The sequence below is a fragment of the Pseudomonas sp. RIT-PI-r genome, assembly GCF_001297015.1.
Classification (GTDB): Bacteria; Pseudomonadota; Gammaproteobacteria; order Pseudomonadales; family Pseudomonadaceae; genus Aquipseudomonas.
The window spans coordinates 43,675-62,175 of record NZ_LIGE01000043.1; the positions used below are offsets into that span (position 1 = coordinate 43,675).

At 57.9% G+C, this 18,501-nt stretch carries 17 protein-coding genes; 4 read left to right on the plus strand and 13 right to left on the minus strand.

The window, feature by feature from the left end; genetic code table 11:
- Position 1 precedes the first annotated feature (1 nt).
- The 3 genes from AK821_RS25905 to galE all read right to left on the minus strand — a co-directional run bounded on the left by AK821_RS25905 (position 2) and on the right by galE (position 2,692).
- Complete coding sequence (locus tag AK821_RS25905; protein WP_064392780.1) at positions 2-1,063, minus strand: polysaccharide biosynthesis/export family protein; 1,062 nt, start codon at positions 1,061-1,063, stop codon at positions 2-4.
- Between the two features lie 144 nt (positions 1,064-1,207).
- Positions 1,208-1,444, minus strand: a complete 237-nt coding sequence (locus tag AK821_RS25910) for a hypothetical protein (protein WP_007910552.1) — start codon at positions 1,442-1,444, stop codon at positions 1,208-1,210.
- A 231-nt stretch (positions 1,445-1,675) separates the two neighbouring features.
- Positions 1,676-2,692, minus strand: a complete 1,017-nt coding sequence (galE, locus tag AK821_RS25915) for a UDP-glucose 4-epimerase GalE (RefSeq protein ID WP_064392783.1) — start codon at positions 2,690-2,692, stop codon at positions 1,676-1,678.
- Between the two features lie 391 nt (positions 2,693-3,083).
- Here galE and galU point away from each other — a divergent pair, with 391 nt between their 5' ends.
- Both galU and AK821_RS25925 read left to right on the plus strand, forming a co-directional pair.
- Complete coding sequence (gene galU, locus AK821_RS25920) at positions 3,084-3,917, plus strand: UTP--glucose-1-phosphate uridylyltransferase GalU (RefSeq protein WP_042560129.1); 834 nt, start codon at positions 3,084-3,086, stop codon at positions 3,915-3,917.
- 29 nt (positions 3,918-3,946) lie between these two features.
- Positions 3,947-4,351: a mannose-1-phosphate guanylyltransferase gene (locus AK821_RS25925; protein ID WP_064392785.1), complete on the plus strand. Its 405-nt coding sequence runs from the start codon at positions 3,947-3,949 to the stop codon at positions 4,349-4,351.
- A gap of 142 nt (positions 4,352-4,493) precedes the next feature.
- Here AK821_RS25925 and AK821_RS25930 read toward each other — a convergent pair whose 3' ends face one another.
- From AK821_RS25930 to AK821_RS25965, 8 genes are all read right to left on the minus strand, one after another.
- Positions 4,494-5,624, minus strand: a complete 1,131-nt coding sequence (locus AK821_RS25930) for an SGNH/GDSL hydrolase family protein (protein ID WP_064392787.1) — start codon at positions 5,622-5,624, stop codon at positions 4,494-4,496.
- A gap of 207 nt (positions 5,625-5,831) precedes the next feature.
- Positions 5,832-6,878, minus strand: coding sequence for an acyltransferase family protein (locus AK821_RS25935; protein ID WP_064392788.1), 1,047 nt, complete (start codon positions 6,876-6,878; stop codon positions 5,832-5,834).
- Between the two features lie 12 nt (positions 6,879-6,890).
- Positions 6,891-7,994 carry a hypothetical protein gene (locus tag AK821_RS25940; protein ID WP_064392790.1) on the minus strand — a complete coding sequence of 368 codons (1,104 nt, stop codon included), beginning with the start codon at positions 7,992-7,994 and terminating at the stop codon, positions 6,891-6,893.
- Positions 7,985-9,217: a phosphoribosylaminoimidazole carboxylase gene (locus AK821_RS25945; RefSeq protein WP_064392792.1), complete on the minus strand. Its 1,233-nt coding sequence runs from the start codon at positions 9,215-9,217 to the stop codon at positions 7,985-7,987. Before AK821_RS25945 ends, AK821_RS25940 begins: the two co-directional genes overlap by 10 nt.
- Entirely contained in the window at positions 9,214-10,326 is a 1,113-nt protein-coding gene (locus AK821_RS25950; protein ID WP_064392793.1) for a polysaccharide pyruvyl transferase family protein, read from the minus strand. Before AK821_RS25950 ends, AK821_RS25945 begins: the two co-directional genes overlap by 4 nt.
- Positions 10,327-10,341: 15 nt before the next feature.
- The gene (locus AK821_RS25955) at positions 10,342-11,424 is read right to left on the minus strand and encodes a glycosyltransferase (protein ID WP_064392795.1); all 1,083 of its coding nucleotides are present in this window, start codon (positions 11,422-11,424) and stop codon (positions 10,342-10,344) included.
- 40 nt (positions 11,425-11,464) lie between these two features.
- Positions 11,465-13,693, minus strand: coding sequence for a polysaccharide biosynthesis tyrosine autokinase (locus AK821_RS25960; protein WP_064392797.1), 2,229 nt, complete (start codon positions 13,691-13,693; stop codon positions 11,465-11,467).
- Positions 13,694-13,732: 39 nt separating this feature from the next.
- The gene (locus AK821_RS25965) at positions 13,733-14,173 is read right to left on the minus strand and encodes a low molecular weight protein-tyrosine-phosphatase (RefSeq protein WP_064392799.1); all 441 of its coding nucleotides are present in this window, start codon (positions 14,171-14,173) and stop codon (positions 13,733-13,735) included.
- 293 nt (positions 14,174-14,466) lie between these two features.
- Between AK821_RS25965 and AK821_RS25970 the strand changes: the two genes are divergently transcribed.
- Both AK821_RS25970 and tal read left to right on the plus strand, forming a co-directional pair.
- Positions 14,467-15,423: a cellulase family glycosylhydrolase gene (locus AK821_RS25970; RefSeq protein WP_064392800.1), complete on the plus strand. Its 957-nt coding sequence runs from the start codon at positions 14,467-14,469 to the stop codon at positions 15,421-15,423.
- A gap of 202 nt (positions 15,424-15,625) precedes the next feature.
- Positions 15,626-16,552 (plus strand): transaldolase, encoded by a 927-nt coding sequence (gene tal / locus AK821_RS25975; RefSeq protein WP_064392803.1) that lies wholly within the window; start codon positions 15,626-15,628, stop codon positions 16,550-16,552.
- Positions 16,553-16,767: 215 nt separating this feature from the next.
- On the opposite strand, the gene rssC is transcribed toward tal, so the two are convergent.
- Complete coding sequence (gene rssC, locus AK821_RS25980; protein ID WP_042560140.1) at positions 16,768-17,250, minus strand: anti-sigma factor antagonist RssC; 483 nt, start codon at positions 17,248-17,250, stop codon at positions 16,768-16,770.
- Positions 17,250-18,431 carry a two-component system response regulator RssB gene (gene rssB / locus AK821_RS25985; protein ID WP_064392805.1) on the minus strand — a complete coding sequence of 394 codons (1,182 nt, stop codon included), beginning with the start codon at positions 18,429-18,431 and terminating at the stop codon, positions 17,250-17,252. Before rssB ends, rssC begins: the two co-directional genes overlap by 1 nt.
- Between the last annotated feature and the right edge of the window lie 70 nt (positions 18,432-18,501).

The window sequence follows — 18,501 nt, forward strand, 5'->3', positions numbered from 1 at the left end:
CTTATTTGCTGTTGTTACTGTATTCGCTCCAGTTCTTCGCAGCGGAAGCGCCAGTACCGACAATCGATGCCGACGGCACCAATTGACTGATCAGACGGTTCCAGCGAGTCACGTTGGCAGGCCCGACATACACCACGTCCTGCGGGCGAACTTGGAAGTGCGAAGCGAGCGCCATGGCGGTCGGCGACTCGGCTTCGAGCTGATAGATCTTGGCCGGCTCAACGTCGAGATTTTCCACGCCACGAATGACGTACACCGCGTTGCCATTGGAGGTGGTCTGGGCCAGGCCGCCGACCGAACCGAGCACGTCGGTGAGGTTCATGGTTGCGGTCTTGAAGCTCAATGCGCGTGGCTGATTGACCTCGCCCATCACGTAGATGCGCTTGTTGTCGTTGTACGGCAGATACAGCTGATCGCCGCCCTTGAGGTAGACGTTCTGCAACTCGGAATCCTGTTGATTGAGCGAGTCGAGATTCAGCGGATAGGTGCGGCCCTTGCGCGTCAGCAGCAGCCCGGACAAATCGGCATTGTTGGTGTCGATACCGGCCGAGCCGAGGGCTTCGACCACGCTCAGCGGGTTGGTGGAAATCGCTTGCGGCCCGGCCTTGGTCACCGCACCGGTGACCACGACTTTCTGGCTGGCGAAACGCAACACCGCGACATCCACCTGCGGCTCGGCGATGAACGCCGACAGCCGCTGTTCGATATCCGAGCGCAGTTGCTGGATGGTCCGGCCGGCGGCCTGGACTTCCTTGATGAACGGGTAATACAGCGTGCCGTCGGAGCGCACCAGACGGCCGTTGGCATCAATCTGTTGTTGCGCGCCGGACGGGGCCGTCAGCTCCGGGTGGTCCCACACCGTGATGTACAGGACATCGTTGTTGCCGATGCGGTACTCGGCCGGGGTCGCCAACAGCTCCGCTGGCAGCGACTCACGCTTTTGCGTGGCGCGGTTCATGGCAATCAGCTTGGGGGTGATCGGAATCAGCTCGACCCGGCTGCTTTCGCTGGCGCCCTGACGGGTGATGTCACTGGTGCTCAGGTATTGACCGGGGGAAAACATGCAACCTTGCAAAGCGAGACTTGCCAACATTAAAAGATAAACACTACGAGTCATAATGGCACTACGCTATTCAAGGGCGAATCCAAAAAGAAAGTCACCCGACTTGCGTCGGGCGACCTTGTACTGCACTAACAAATGTTCCTGTTAGTTATGCGTGCCGGTTGTACCGGTGGTACCTGTGGTACCGGTAGTACCGCCGTTGGCACTGCCACCGCTGTTGGACGCCGCTACTGCACTGGCAACCATTGCAGTACTGGCTGCCGGCGCTTGAGAAGCCGCCACATTGCCACCTACATTGGTTACCGCCGTCAGCGGTGCTTCAGCTGCGGCAGCCCAGTTGCTCAACATCGTCAACAGGGCAACTGCCATCACTTTCTTCATAACAACTCCTTTCTAACATTCGACCTGTTAAAAAACCGGTCTGAGTCAGAGTTGGTAGCGTTCAAGTCCGCAAAAAACGCGAACATGATCCGTCGTTCTTTCACAGTCTTACCCAACTGATAAAAGTCGAACGGCAGGTTTATATCTACGGACTTGCAAAAGGCATTGCCAGTGTAATTTCCCGACGTTATCTAACAACCTGACTGAAAATAACATCGAACTAAATGGCCATCATCGCAAGTAGCCTTTGGGATGATTCGATTGCCAGCGCCATGTATCGGCGACCATGTCCTGCAAGTTGCGCGTGGCTTTCCAGCCCAACTCTTTTTCAGCCTTGGAAGCGTCGGCCCAACTCTCGGCGATATCACCGCTGCGACGTGGCATCATGCGATACGGCACCGCTTGCCCGCACGCCTGTTCAAAAGCCTGCAGCACTTGCAGCACGCTGTAACCATCGCCAGTGCCGAGGTTCCAGGTATGAATGCCGCTGCGATCCGAGATCGACTGCAACGCCTTCAAGTGCCCATCCGCCAGATCGACCACGTGGATGTAATCTCGCACGCCAGTGCCGTCGATGGTTGGGTAATCATTACCGAAGATCGACAACTCCGGCAGGCTGCCGACCGCGACCTGACTGATGTAAGGCACCAGATTATTGGGGATGCCATTGGGGTCTTCGCCCATGTGGCCGCTGTCGTGCGCGCCGATCGGGTTGAAGTAACGCAGCAGCGCGATGCTCCAGCGCGGCTCGGCCTGAGCCAGATCGCGCAGGACATTCTCGACGATCAACTTGGACTGGCCGTAGGGATTGGTCGGTGTACCCATGGGGAAATCCTCACGAATCGGCATCTGTTCCGGCTCGCCATACACCGTGGCCGACGAACTGAACACCAGGCGAAACACCCCCGCCGCCGCCATCGCCTGGCACAGATTAATACTGCCACCGACATTGGTCTCGTAGTAATCAAGCGGCTTGCGCACGCTCTCGCCGACCGCCTTCAGCCCGGCGAAATGCAACACGGCGTCGATGGTGTGCTCGCGGAAAATCCGGTCAAGCAGTGCCCGGTCACAGACATCGCCGCGGATCATCCAGGCACTCTTGCCGCAGATGCCTTCAATGGCGTGCAGGGCCGCTTCGCTGCTGTTGCAGAGATTATCCAGCACAACAACTTCATAACCTGCTTCAAGCAGCGCGAGTGTGGTGTGCGAGCCGATATAACCGGTGCCACCCGTTACCAGAATCTTCATAGCGCGGTCCGTCTGTGGATAAGTGCCCCGTGGTGTGTCAAGCCTCTTGCATGGGATATGTGTCGTAATCCACACAAATAAGGCGACAACAACCTCAAACAAATTTAGTTCAACGACTGGCAATAAATATTTTTGCAGGTCAAACTGTATTGCCGGGTACTTATTAGCACTCCCTGCGCACTAACCACTATCAACACTTACCGACTAAAAATAACTAATAGCGCACTAACCGACATCTCATAACATTACCATGTTTTAACACCTCTGCACATTGCCATGAATAACCTGACTCAGGTATTAAATCACTCGTTCAATAATTATTGAAACTTGCACGCCCTCTATTAGTGCGCGCATCCGTCGCCTGTGTTCCATGACTGTCCAGGATACTTTTATGATTCGTAAATGTTTGTTCCCCGCTGCCGGCTATGGCACGCGTTTCTTGCCGGCCACTAAAGCCATGCCGAAAGAGATGCTGCCGATCGTCAACAAGCCGTTGATCGAATATGCCGTTGAGGAAGCGCGGGACGCCGGTCTGCAACACATGGCCATCGTCACCGGTCGCGGCAAGCGTGCACTGGAAGACCATTTCGATATCAGCTACGAACTCGAACACCAGATTCGCGGCACCGAGAAAGAGAAGTTCCTTGCCGGCACCCGTGAACTGATCGACACCTGCACCTTCTCCTACACCCGTCAGGTGGAAATGAAGGGCCTGGGCCACGCGATTCTCAGCGGTCGGCCGCTGATCGGCGACGAGCCGTTTGCTGTGGTGCTGGCCGATGACCTGTGCCTGAACCTGGAAGGTGACGGCGTACTCACGCAGATGATCCAGCTGTACAAGAAATTCCGCTGCTCAATCGTCGCCATCCAGGAAGTCCCGGCTGACCAGACGCACAAGTACGGGGTGATCGCCGGCGAGCTGATTTCCGACGGCATCTACCGGGTCAACAACATGGTGGAAAAACCGGCACCGCAAGACGCGCCGTCGAACCTGGCGATCATCGGTCGCTACATCCTCACGCCGGATATTTTCGACCTGATCGCCGACACCCAACCGGGCAAGGGCGGCGAAATCCAGATCACCGATGCGCTGATGAAACAGGCGCAGAACGGTTGCGTGCTGGCCTACAAGTTCAAAGGCCTGCGCTTCGACTGCGGCGACGCAGAAGGTTATTTGCAGGCGACCAACTTCTGCTACGAAAACGTCTATCTCAAGGGCCGCTGAGACGGCTCCCCCCACCCAACGAGGCCACCATGAACATTGCACAACATTCCGTAGAGATTGAACGCGAGGTGGGTAACCTCGGGGTGATGAGCTGGTTGTCCCGCCATCAGCCGTTGCCCAGCGCCAACGAAACCTGGCTGGGCACGATTCTGCTGGTGGAGCGGATTGGCGTGTTTCCCGCCTCCGGGGATATCCGCCGGCCGCTGCGCGATCCGTATCCGCTGCTCGCGCATTTGAAAAAGCTGTATGGCGAGCAGGCGCTGGAAATGGATGACCGTGATGGGCTAAAGGTGATCTTTGGTGACTGGCGTTTTCGCGTGCGGATTTGCTGCAACGACCCGGCGATCATCATCAATGTTGAGACCCGGTGCGATACGCGGTTGATGCCGCAGAAGATTGCCGAGTTGCTCGAGCAAGTCGACGCCTTCGAATAACTCCCCTCACCTTATCGTTCCCACGCTCTGCGTGGGAATGCATCCAGTGACGCTCTGCGTCACACAGCGAGGGGACGCGGAGCGTCCCGGGTGGCATTCCCACGCGGAGCGTGGGAACGATCACCGCTCTGGGGTTTTCGTGTTATTTAGGGGAGGCGTCGCAACGGTCCTTGGCGCCAGTGATCCAGCCATAAAAGTAATCGGCAATCACCTTCCCGCCCGTGGCCGGCACCGGGTGAATCTTGTCCGGGCCAATCATCGCCGCCGCGTAACGTTTGACGTCAGAGCCAAACGCACACTGAAGATTGGCATACCCCAGATGCTGCTCGCGTGCCCACGGCTCCAGCACCTGCGCATACGCCGACATCGGGTAAGCGCTGGAGCGCGTGGTGTCCTGGCGCATGATCAGGTTGATGCTTGCCGCCGGTTGAATCTCGCGCAGCATGCCCACCAGACCCTGAACGTTCTGCAGGTACTGCGCCGGCTTCACGCCGAAGCCCTGATCGTTGCCACCGAGCATGATCAGATAAACATCCGCAGGAATCTTCGATACCGCGGCTTTCCACTGCACCTGCCACTGCGGGTCCTGGTGATAGAAGTCCGCAGAGGCCGCACCGGAGGCCGCGAGTTTCGAAACCCGAACGCCTTTCTGATCGTTGCTCATCCATAAGCCGAACAACGTCGGCGAGCCCCTCACAACTTCCAGTTTGAAGGACCAGTCTTTCGCCGCCGAGAGGCCTGTCAGTGGCACTTCCTGAACGCCCGAACCCTCAAGCTTCAACGGTTGCCAGTCTTGCCCGGGCGCCCAGCGGTAGCGGATCTCGCTGGATTCGCCGTTGCCCAGATAAAGCAATTTCGCCTGAGTGACAGCAGTATCGATGCGCGGCGTCGCAGTCGCATCCACTTGCAACCATGCACCGGGTCGGCCTGTCACCGTGCGACTGTCCGGACTCGCCTGGCCCAGGTCTGACACTTTCCAGTCACCGGCAAAATACTTTTCACTGCTGCGGGTGTATTTGAAATGCGTGCCGCCCAGCGCCGCGCCGTGATTGAAGCCGACATAACCGGGCCCGGCAAAACCGACCTCCCCGGCCACGCGCTGCACCAGTTTGTTCAGATAGAAATCCTGCCCGGCGCTGTAGCTGTCGCCAATCACCGAGACCGACAACACGTTGCCGGCCTTGCCTTCGCGCCACTGCGCAAAACGCTCACGGGCATCGCCCACCTGAACCACCGACGCTGCGACGGGTTGTGCGTCATCTACTGCCAACATGCAAAATTTCCTTCAGTCTGGAATGGCCCACTGAATACCGGGATGTACACAGATCAACTGTAGGAGCTGTCGAGTGAAACGAGGCTGCGATCTTTTGATCCTGCGCTTCAAAAACAAGATCAAAAGATCGCAGCGTGCCGCAGCTCCTACAAGAGATCTTGTGTACGACACGGAACCAGTGTGGGAGCGAGCCTGCTCGCGAAGCTCTTAGCTGCTTTGGGTTTGCACCACCGGGGTAACGGGCACCAACGGTTTCTTCTTCGCCGCCCGCTCACCAAGAAACAACACCGAGGTGAAATTGAACCGACTGAAAACCATCGACAACACCACCGGCCCAAGCAAGCCACAACTCAAGCCGCCCAGCACCAGCAAGCTCTCATCCTTCACCCCCAACCGCCCCAGCACGAACCGCGACGTCGCCGCGAACAGCACATGAAACAGGAAGATCGCATAGGAATAACCACCCAGCCACGTCAGCGCTTTCGAGCGCACATCACTCGACAGCAACGCGATGCAAGACACGCAACCCACGGTCAATCCGATCAGGCTACGGCGATCAACAATCAACTCGCGATCAATCGCCGCCACGTACAGCAACGTCAACGAGATCAGCACAAATACCAACGGCCCGATCACCTTGAAGCGCTGCTTCAGCGCATCGACGTTCTCTTGACCAATCATCCCCGCGACAAAAAACGGCAACAGATAAATCGCGCCGTTGATCCCGAACGCATCGAACTTGAACGGCGGCAGCAGAAACAACACAGCCGCGAACGCAAACAACCCATACAACCGCATCGCCGAACGCAACATCCCGCGCCACTCCAGCAGCCCGACGAACATGAAAATGATGAACACCGCCTGCAAGAACCAGAAGTGGTTGATCGGCACCCAGAACGACAACAACGCGTCGAGCACGCTTACGTCCTTGTTCACCCCCGGCCCCACCGCTTGCAGCACCGAGAACGGCACACCGACGCAAAACAGCGGCACGATCAAGCGACGTACCTTGCCGCTGAAGAACGCGGAAAAGTCATTGCCGCGAATTTTATAAATGGAATAGATGTACCCGGAGATAAAGGTGAACAGCGGCATGCGCACATACACCATCGAATCGGCGATCACCCGGAACGGCGAGCCGATATCGATCTTCAACCCACCGCCCAACGGCCCGATGACGTGATAGAGCACCAGCAGCAGGCACGCCAGGCCACGCAGGGTTTCAATCTCCAGGGACTTTTTCTTGCTCGACATAAAGCACCCGCCTCAATTCAGAATTCTTGATTCAACCTGCACCGGTTTGTTCGCCCGCAGCATCAAGCCCAGACCGACGAACAACACCGGCACCACCATCGAGAAGTGCCGGGCAAAAGAGCCGAAGTCCGGTTCGAACAGCCCTTGCACCAGCAGAAACGCCAGCGGAATCGCGATCAGTTCCTTGGGCTTGGTCTGGATCGGCGCGCCTTTGTAGTCGGTCGAGGTGATGACTTTGAACAGCAGCAACGCGGTCATGATCATTAACGCCACGAAGATCACCTGACCGGGGCCGGACAGCAGAATCAGCTCCACCGGGAACGACAAGCGGAAGAAGATGATCATCGAGTCCAGCGCCTGCGAAACGAAGTCGCTACCGGTAAGCCACGAGACGATCAAGGATTTGGAGCCCTCCTCGCCCGCCGTGCGCAGTTCGTTGTTGCTGGCGCGAATCGACGACACCGGAAACCCCAAAGCGACCTGGATCGCCATGGCCACGGCCAGGTAAAACAGGAACAGCATCAGAAAGAACGTCGTGCGCGACACATACTTTTTCATCACGCAGACACCGATCCACGACAGCGAAAACAGAATCCAGTAAGGCCGGATCAGCACGCCGTAGATCACCGCCGAGAGGAAAAAGCCGCCGCGATATTTGCGCGTCAGCGAGCTGAGCAAAATGCTCAACACCGCCACCGACACGATGATTTCCTTGGTCAGGTTCTCCAGGAAAAACGAACGCACAATCCCCCACAGACACAAGGTGCCGAAGATCGCCAACGGCATGCGCCGAAACACCACCACCGGAATCGCCGTGAGGAAAAAGTTGCAGAACATGCCGTAGGCCCAGGCATTGGTCAGGTTGATCCCGGTGGGCCGCAGCAGGAACGCCGAACACTCGTAGGACGAGCGATCCGGCGAGAACGGGTTCCAGAAATTGCAGTTGTCGGCACGGGCGTAAGACGACCACAAGGTCATCGCATCCGGGCCCGGATCACGGGGGATCAGCAGCGGCATCGCCACCGACAGAAACAGCCCGGTGAAGAGGATCAGGAACGACACATACGAATCGAGTCGCTTGCCACGAAACTCGATGCACGGCAGTTTCAGGCCCATGACAACGCAGCCTTTTTCGCAGCGGTTGCGCGGGTCAGCACGGCAATCACCACGAGCTGCACGATGATCGCGAAGACGTTGCCCCACGCCGCGCCATAAATCGAATAGTGCTTGATCAACAGATAGCTGACCGGCACCGAAATCAACAAACAAATGGCCGCGCTAGCCAGTGACACCCGGCTGTTTTTCGAAGCAATCAGACCGCCCCAGACAATGTCGCCAATCGCGCGCAAGGCGAAGGAAAAAATCAGCACACCGAGAATGGCGTTGTCCGGACGCGGCACGCTGGTGGCGACGTAATCGAGCACGACGTTGAAGAACAGATAGATCGCCACCGCCACCGCCGCCGACACCACCAGCGAGCGCATCACCCACTTGTTGACGAACAACTGCTTGACCGTGAACGCCTGCTGATCAGCTTGAAAACGCTTGGCCAGCACCGGAATCCCGACCACCGCCACCACCGCGTACGACAACGCTTGCAAGGTGTTCGCCGCCGACCATGCGTACACGTATTTACCGAGGCTGGCGTAGGGTTCCAGGTCGATGATCAGAAAGCGCTCGGCGTACTGACTCAACGCGATCAGCCCGGTGCCGAGGTAGAACGGTAAGCCGGCCTTCCACACAGTGCCCGTCGCCAACGTGCCGCTTTCGCGGCCCTTGTGCACGTTCACCACAATCAGGTAACCGGCAATGATCACCAGCACATTGGCGGCGACCCACAGCCACAACACGCTGGCGATGCCCGACACCCAGCCGAGCATCATCCCGCCCACCGCCAGCACCGCCCACAGGCCGGTCTTGATGAAAAACAGCAGCGCGCCGGCGGTAGCTTTCTGCGCGGAAAACACGAACGAGTTGATCTCGAACGACAGGTGCTCAGTGAGCAACACCAAAGTCACGCAGAGAATCAGCATGGCCGTCGCTGCAACCTGCTGGAACAGTGAATAAATCAGCACTGTCACCACCGACAGCAGCAATCCCACCGCCAGATACAGCAGCAGGACTTTGTCGACCACCCGGCGCGAACTGCCGCCGACGCTGATCAGCCGATTGATCTCGGAACTGAAACCGACGCTGTAGAACTTCGAGGCGATCAACGAGGCCGCGACCACCACGCCGTAAAAGCCCAGCGCCTCATAACCGAGGTAATGGGTGATCGCCAACACCAGCAAAAACTTCGCGCCTAACGCTCCGCCGCGAAGCAGCAGCCGAAATATCATCGAACGACACCCTTGATGATCTCGTCCATGGCCACGGTTTTCGCTTCGATTTCCCGGCAGGTGTCGGTCAGGCGTTTGCCGAAATTCGACAGCGCGTTGGGCGCATATACCGTGTCGATGATCTTATCGACATCGATGTCGCCGCCATTGATCACCCAGTCCTCGACGCCCATGTCCTGATAGGCGCCAAAGCCTTTGCGCTCGTAGCTGATGTGGTACGCCGGCACGCCGGAGAGCAGCGATTCGATGGCGCCGTGCAAGCGCACGGAAATCACCAGGTCCGGTTGATACTTGGCAATCGTCGCCTTCAACGACAGCAGGTCTTCAGTGATGCCCAACTCGCGATAGAACGCGCCGTCATCGTTGCCGCGCACCGCGCTCTGCACCGCGCAGACCACTTTGCTTTTTTGCTTCAGGCGCTGCAGCAGCAACTTCAGGTTGGCAACGTAAGCGACTTTCTTGTCTTTGCTCCACTCCGGCGGCTTGCGCAGCACCACGCAGACCGTGGCCGGCGAAGCGGCGCAGCGGGTGAATTTTGGCTGCAGGAGGATCTTGCTCGCCAGCGACTGCACCGCCAGATCCGGTGCGCGATAGACGTTTTCGCAGGCGTCGAAAATCGCCGAGGAACGGTTGTCGCGCACGAACACCGCATCAGCGCTGGCGTAGTGCTCGACAATCTTGCTGCTCTCGCCATGGAACGGGCCGATGCTTTGCGGCAAGTACACCGACGGCACTTTGCTGAGGATCGCGGTTTCCAGTTGTTTGGCGTGGCCGAGTTTCAACTTGACGTGTTCGAAGGCACTTTTCGAGCGCATATAGCCGCCACCGACGCCGACGATCAGATCGGTTTTTTTCAACAGATCCGCCAGCCCGGCGTAGGACTGGTTGAGAAACACCGCTTGTTTGACCCGCCCAAGGCCCTTGGCCGCCATCACCGGCGCATCGAAACGCGGGTGCGGCAAGTAGCTGAAAGAGTCCGGGTCGGAAGCCACCACACTGATCGCGGTGTCTTCGCCAAAGTTGCGCTGCACCAGGGCGATGGCCAGATCGACGAGCAGGCCGTCACCGGAGTTGGACGCACTGTAGCCATGCAAAATCGTTACGTTCATATGCTTGAGTTCTACTTAAAAAGTGGGAGCGCGATACAGGTCGTAGGTCTGGCGAATCATCAACGCAGCGCTGAAACGCTCGCGGACGATGCTGCGCCCTTCGTTGCCGAGGTCGAGCAGGCGCGGCTTCTGGATTTTTTTCAGCACGTCGGCCAGCGCCTGGTGATCACCGGACGGGAAGACGTAGCCGGACACCTCATTGGTGACCAACTCGGGCAGCGAGGTGCAGTTGCTGGCAATCACCGGCAAGCCCATGGCCATGCCTTCCAGCGGCACCATGGCAAACCCTTCCCAACGACTCGGCACGATCAACGCATCGGATTGTTGATACAGCGCCTGCACTTCGCTCGGGGTGACCCACGGCAGGTACTCGACGCCGTCCATTGGCGGGCACTCGACCGCGTCCTCGTTGACGGCGCTGCCGACCACGGTCAGCTTCATGTCGCTGCGCTGGACCTTGGCGTAGGCCTTGAGCAGCACGTCGAAGCCTTTCTGATAATCGAGGCGACCGACGAACAGCAGATGAATCGGCGCAGGGCTGTCAGCCTTCGGCGCGTCATCGCGGTGATGAATGCCGTTATAGATGAGCTTCATGCGCTTGCGCTCAATGCCAAAACGCGCGGCTTTGTCGAGCTCGTACTGGCTGACGCAAATGATCACGTCGGTGACTTTCTGTAGCACCCGCTCGATCCACGCATAGACTTTCTGCTTGATCGGCGAGCTTTCCATCAAGAACGAAAACGCATGCGGGCAGTAAACGATTTTCGGCTTGCGCCACGGTCGCAACAGCACGCACACGCAACGGCCGATGACCCCGGAAAAGGTGCTGTGCAAATGCACCACATCGGGTTTTTCCTTGAGCATCACCTGCGTCAGGCGCCAGGCGAAACGCAGCAACGACGGCACGTTGCGCCCGGTGCGAGGGAAGGTGCGGATCTGTTGCGCGCCAATGCCGTGCAACTCTTTGGCCTGATCCTCCGGCACCAGATACACCAGTTCGTAGTTCGCCGCATCGCCTTCCGGTGAAGCCGAAATCGTACGGATAACGGTCGCGACGCCACCTTTGATCGTCTCTGCCACGTGCAGTATTTTCTTCACAAATCACCCACTTCAAACAGGAAAAAACAGTCGCTGACAGTCAGGATTTGTCGGACGCGTATTCGTAGTTGTAATAGCCGTAACCGCCGTTGCCGTAGTAGCTGGCCGCACGCTTCTCGACGCCGTTGAACACCGCGCCTTTCAACTCGATGCCGTTCTGCGCGAAGCGGCGAATGGTCAGTTCGATCTCCTTGGCCGGGTTCACCCCGAAGCGCGTGACGATCAGGCTGATCCCGGCTTCACGGCCAACGATGGCCGCATCGGTCACCGCCAACAGCGGCGGCGTATCGATGATCACCAGGTCGTAGCGCTCACTCAGTTCGGCGAGCAAATCGCGGAAATTGGCGTGCATCAACAGCTCGGAAGGATTCGGCGGCACCTGGCCGCGACTGATGAAGTGCAGGTTGTCGATTTCGACTTTGTTGATCGCCTGATCGATGCTGCAGCGCTTGACCAGCAGGTCGGACAAGCCGTTGGTGATCGGCGTGTTGAGGGTTTTATGCAGGTGGCCTTTGCGCATGTCGGCATCGATCAGCACCACGCGCTGACCGCTCAACGCCATGACCGCGGCGAGGTTGGACGAGACGAAGGTCTTGCCGACTTGCGGGCTCGGCCCGGAAATCATGATGCGGTTGTTGGTCGAATCGAGCCCGGCGAAATGCAGGCAGGTGCGCAGGCTGCGGATCGATTCGATCGACAGATCCGTGGGATTACGCAGGGCCAGCAAGTACGCCGGCTTATCGACGCCGTCGCGGGCGCGACCTTTTTTGTTGTCTTCTTCATCCTGCAAGGCGCTGTACGGAATCGACGCATACACCGGCAAGCCGAGTTGTTCGATGGCTTCCGGGCCTTCAAGGCCACGGCTCAGGGATTTGCGCAGGAGCACCAGCGCCACGCCGACGAAGGCACCGAGGAAGGTGGCGATCAGCACGATCAAAGCCTTCTTCGGTTTGACCGGACTGGTGAGGTCGACATCCGCCGCATCGACCAAACGCACATTACCCACGGCGCCGGCGCGGACGATGTCCAGCTCCTGGGATTTGTTCAGCAACTGCGTGTAGATCTGCGAGGCGACTTCGACATCGCGGGTCAGGTTGAGCAATTCCTGTTGTGTAGCGGGCAGATCGCCGACCTTGCCTTCCAGCGACTTCTGTTGCTGGGTCAGTTCGCCGATCTGGCTCATCAACGCGCGATAGGCCGGGTGCTGTTTGGTGAACTTGCGATCCATCTCCGCCTGCTGCATTTTCAGCTCGGAAATCCGTGTTTCCAGCGCCACCGACTGACCGAGTACCGACTGGGTTTCCAGGGAGATGTTCACGGTTTTGCCGTGGGTCTGGTAGGCGTTCAGCGCATCGCTGGCCTTGGCCAGATCACGTTTGACCTGCGGCAACTGGCTTCGCAGGAAGGCCAGACTCTGCGCCGCTTCCGCCGAGGTGCGACGCACGTTCTGATCGACATAAAGTGCGGCGATCTTGTTGAGAATCTTCACCGCTTCAGCGGCGTCGCTGCTGGCCAGCGCCAGTTTGATAATCCCCGATTCCTTGCCCTGCTCGGAGATATCCAGCGCGTCCTGATAACCCTGAATGGTCACGATCCGTGGGTTGCGCACCACTTCGAAACGGGTGCCGGGGTTGGCCTGCAATTGGGTGATCTGCCCTTCTATGCCGTCTTGTGCGAAGGCTTCACCGGCGACGCCGTCGACCAGCAGGTTGTCGTTGTCATCGAGCAACTGGAAGTGCTTCTGTTCACCCGCGATCAGGGTGAGTTTCTTGCCCAGCAGTTCTTTCGGCAGGTTCAGTCGGGCAAACTCCAGACGCTCACCGCCCCAGGCGTAACTGTTCAAGCCGAAACGCGGCGCGGCGACGCTGGTCTCGGTTTCACCGCGATAACGCCGGGCGAGAAAACCGCCAATCATCGGGAAGGTGTTGGGGGTGACATCGATGTCCAAGCGCAGGTCGTCGACGGTTTTGCCGATCACCGCGCGGGATTTGATGATGCCGATTTCGGTCACCGACGGCGATTGCCCACCGAGCATGCTGTTGAGGTCGGAGAAACCGAGCATGTCGTTCTTTTTCGGTTCGACCTGCACCAGCGCGTTCGCCAGGTACACGGGCGTGGCCAACACCGCGTAGGCCACACCGGTGACCATAAAGGCTCCGGTCAGTGCGCCGATCAACCATTTCTGGTCGATCAAACTGCCGAATATACCGAGCAGATCAATACTGTCTTGATCATTGTCGCGGGTGCCGATTACGGACGGTAACTGCATAAGTCTGTTCTTACCATTCATTGATCTGAAGAATATTCATCAACGCGCGAGGCGTTGTGCCCATGAGCTGACAGCATCTTCAATCAATGCATGGGCATGAATAAAAGCGGCCTTGCCTTGACGATACGGATCTTGTATTTCGCGCTCGCTCTGCCACTTGCCGAGCAGAAACACTTTGCCTCTGGCGTGAGAGGCAATGTTCAGCACTTGATTTACATGCTGCTTTTCCATCACCAGAATCAAATCCGATTCATTGACGATGTCGGCTGTGAGTTGCCGCGCCTTGAACGTTTCGGCACTGTGCCCGTGATCTTCGAGGACCTGCCGGGCCGACGCCTCGACACCTTCGCCGACCCGTGCGGCAAGGCCTGCGGACGTCACGGTAATCGCCGAGGAGGCCAACGCATTGCGCAATAACAGCTCTGCCGTCGGACTTCTGCATATATTGCCAACGCAGACGACTAGGATCTTTCTGAACAAGGTTTTACTTTCCTGTGTAATGTCAAACGGCCAACATCCAGAGAGCATTTGAGTGAACCCTCAAGAACTTCCTGCACTCAGAAATAGATTCGCCCTGTTAGTACCGAAGCATTAAGTACCACAGCGTTTAAAAGCACCCCAACCACAATTAGCGGACTAAAAATAACTGTGATTTTCGGCTGTTTGATTTCCGACAAAAAATAACATTCGCGCACTAAGTGCCATCATCTTGTTCGAAAACGGGGTAACGAGATCAATATTCGTAGTTGTCACTTCTCTTCGGGAGAGCAGACATGAAATCAGCACATCTCAAACGACTCGGCGCGCTGGCGCTGATGACACTGGGTGCAACGACTCAACTTCACGCCAGTGAAACGTTCCCCAATCTCCCTGCGAAGAACATCGGCGTTCAGGTGAAGATTCAGAACTTCTCCGCCGCCGATGCTGCACAGATCAAAACGGCTGGCTTCGGCTTTGTACGCTTCGGTGTGTGGAGCGACAGCCTGACGGCCAAGGCTTATCAGCAACAAGTCAGTGACGCTTTTGCCGCGGCCAGGTCGGCGGGCCTGCCGGTTCTGCTGACGGTTCGCGCCATCAAACCGTTGCCCGCCGGGTCTGCTGCCGATCTGGCGACGGCCGGTGAAGGCTTTGCCAAAGCAGTGACAGGGTTGCAACAGTCGTACAGCGCGCAACTGGTGGCGATCGAACTATGGAATGAACCCGATCTGGAAACCTATTGGCCGACGGGCAAGTTCGACACCACGTTTGTGCCGTTCATGAGCGCGGTGTGCAAGACGCTGCAAGGACAACCGTCATCGACGCCGGTGGTCGGTTACGGCTTCGCCCGGCCACCCAGCGCAGGTTCGGCCTCCACCGTGGCACTGAGCCGTATCGTCAGCGAATACCCGAAATGCCTGAATGCCGTGTCCTATCACCCGTATGGCATGACGGCCACGCAGATCAGCAATGCGCAGGCATTCATTCAGCAGAACTTTCATCTGCCGGGGGTCATCAGTGAATGGGGCATCTCGGCACTCGCGTCCAATGGCGGTGCCGAAGGTCAGGCGAGCAAGATCAACGCGTTTATCGGCGATGTTAAAAAACTCAACATCCCGCTGACGTCCATCTATGAATGGAAGAACAGCGCTTCGGGCAGCAATGAACGCGAGAAGAACTTCGGCCTGCTGACGTCCGATGGGCAACCCAAACCGGCGCGAATGTCGGTCGAAACCCTGCTGAACGCCCAATAGCGCTTGTGCAACCGATCTGTACGCAGGTCGGTTGCTTTGAACCTGTTGGTCGTTTTGGCATCGTATTCATCGATAGCGCGCCCCGCCTTTCAAACAATTGTTTTCAGGTTGTTGCCGCAGGGGCCATCGATACACGCACACGCCCTTGAGTGACCGCCAACGCTCGGGTAATGTCATCAGACCCATAGGATAGAGCACACCCATGACTTCCAAGCTGGAACAACTCAAACAGTTCACCACCGTTGTTGCCGACACTGGCGACTTCGAAGCGATCTCCCGGGTCAAGCCGGTAGACGCCACCACCAACCCTTCCCTGCTACTCAAAGCCGCGGCGATTCCGGCCTATGCCGAGCTGCTGAATGCTTGCGTCAGCGACTGCAAGGGCGATGTCGGCCTGGCCAGCGACCGTTTCGGCGTCGCGGTAGGTCAGGAAATTCTCAAAGTGATTCCGGGCCGTATCTCCACTGAAGTGGATGCGCGCCTGTCGTTCGACAAGGATGCCGTGCTGAAACGCGCGCATCGCCTGATCGAGCTGTACGACAAGGCCGGCATTGGCCGTGATCGCGTACTGATCAAGATCGCCTCCACCTGGGAAGGCATCCGCGCCGCCGAAGTGCTGGAGAAGGAAGGCATCCAGACCAACCTGACCCTGCTGTTCTCCTTCGCCCAGGCCGCTGCATGCGCCGATGCCGGCGTGTTCCTGATTTCGCCGTTCGTGGGCCGCATCTATGACTGGTACAAGAAGGCCAACGGCAACGACTACACCGGCGCCGATGACCCGGGCGTGCAGTCGGTGACGCGCATCTACAACTACTACAAAGCCAATGACTACAAGACTGTGGTCATGGGCGCGAGCTTCCGCAACCTCAACCAGATCGAGCAACTGGCCGGTTGCGACCGCCTGACCATCAGCCCGGACCTGATCGACAAGCTGGCAGCCGATACCGGCAAGCTGGAACGCAAACTGGCGCCGGGACATGCCGGTGAAGCGCGTCTGAGCCTCAACGAGGCGCAATTCCGCTGGTTGTCCAACGAAGACGCGATGGCCACCGAGAAGCTGGCTGAGGGCATTCGTCAGTTCGCTCGCGACCAGGAGAAGCTTGAGGCGCTGTTGCAGGCCAAGCTGTGATTTGAGTTGGTGAAATGCAAAAAGGGCGAACCTGTGAGGGTTCGCCCTTTTTAGTGGCTGCTGGAAATATTCGGCGTTCTTGCCGAAGCTATCGCGAGCAGGCTCACTCCTACAGGGGATCTGTGGAGTGATTGCGATTGTGTGTTGAATGAAGAACCCTGTAGGAGTGAGCCTGCTCGCGATAGGGCCAGCAGTCCCTACCCCATTTCAGGCCATTAATGTCTTTCGAGGGCATTCACCAGGTCATGGAACGCCTCACGATTGGAATCGTTCAGGCCCATGAGGATCTTGTGCGCTTCGAGCACCTTGATCCGCACCACTTCTTCCGACTGGTCCTGATCCGGCAGGTCGTCCAGACACTCCGGGCATGGCACCGGGTGATTGACGATGTTGAACACCTGCTCGAATCCCATCGATTGCAGCAGACGAGTGATGTCATCGTGGGTGGTGACGACGGTCGGCAACAGCCCGACCTTCTGCCGCGACAGGATCGACAGTTTGGCCAGCAGGCCCAATGTCGTGCTGTCGATGCTGCGGGTTTCGGTCAAATCGATCACGATCGCGTTGAAATTCAGCGCGGTGAAGATTTTCTCAATAGTCGCATCCAACGCCGAACACAGGGTCAGGCGAACTTCACCGACGAACTTCAGGACGAAGGTGCCGTCCTGCTCGGCGAACTGGATTCTACCGGTACTCATTAAAGATTCCTGCTCAACACCAACAGGGCGATATCATCCGGCATCTCCCCTAGCGTGGCCAATCCAAACACTTGCCGCAGACCATCCAGGCTGCCGCCCGCCGACTTCACCCGTTGAGGCAAAGCGGCTTCTTTTTCTTTGAGCGTAGGTTCTGGCAAAAGATCCAGAATGCCATCGGACATCAGCGTCAGGCTGAACGTCGGCGGCAGCTCAAGCACGTGATCTTCGTAGGTGGCTTCATTGAAGAGCCCCACCGGCAGACCACGTCCTTCCAGATAACGAACACTGTCAGGCGTGTACAACACAGGCAACGGCAGATGGCCGCCGATGCTATAGGTCAACAAACCGGTCTCCTCGTCGATGACTCCACCGACCATTGTGACGTGTTTACCCAGCTTACAACTGATCAGCCCCCGGTTGATATGACCAAGGACTTCCGAAGGCTTGAATTCCGGCAATGTGCCGTTGCGCTTGGATTCGAACAGCAAGCGCGTGGTCATGAACTTCAGCAGCACGGTGACGAAGGCTGAAGAGGCGCCATGCCCGGATACATCCGCCAGGTAGAATGCGACCCGGCGCTCGTCGACACGGAAGTAGTCGACAAAATCACCCGACAGGTACAACGACGGGATGATCTGGTGGGCAAACTTGAACTCGTCGATGCTCCACGGACTTTCCGGCAGCATGTTCATCTGCACCTGGCGACCGGCGTTCTGGTCTTCCTGGAGCAGGTTCAGGCTGGCCTCAAGCTCGCGGTTGGCCTTTTCCAGCTTCTCGCGGTAGCGCTGGTTTTCCAGCAGCAGGCGCGCACGATCCAGGGCCCGGCGCACAGAGTGCTCGAGCACAGCCAGATCTTCGAGAGGCTTGATCAGGTAATCCGCCGCGCCCAGGCGCAGGGCCTCGACCGCGTCGTTCATCACGCCGGCACCCGAGACCACAATCACCGGCGTTTGCGGTGAGAGCTCGGTGACCTGACGGATGAGTTCGAGACCGCCCATCTGCGGCATGCGCAGATCGCAGATGACCAGGTCGGGCGTGTCTTGCTCGAATACCTGAAGACCCTGTTGGCCGTTGCTGGCCTGCAGGACGCTGAAACCACTGTCTTCCAAATAGGCCGCGAGGCTCGCGCGCACTACTTCGTCATCATCGATTATCAGCAGCGTGGCACTGGTTTTTGGCATGTGGGCAAACGGCGCCAGAATTAGGTTGGCGTAGTTGGCGGAGCTTAATGGCCCTGCACTGACTACTGGA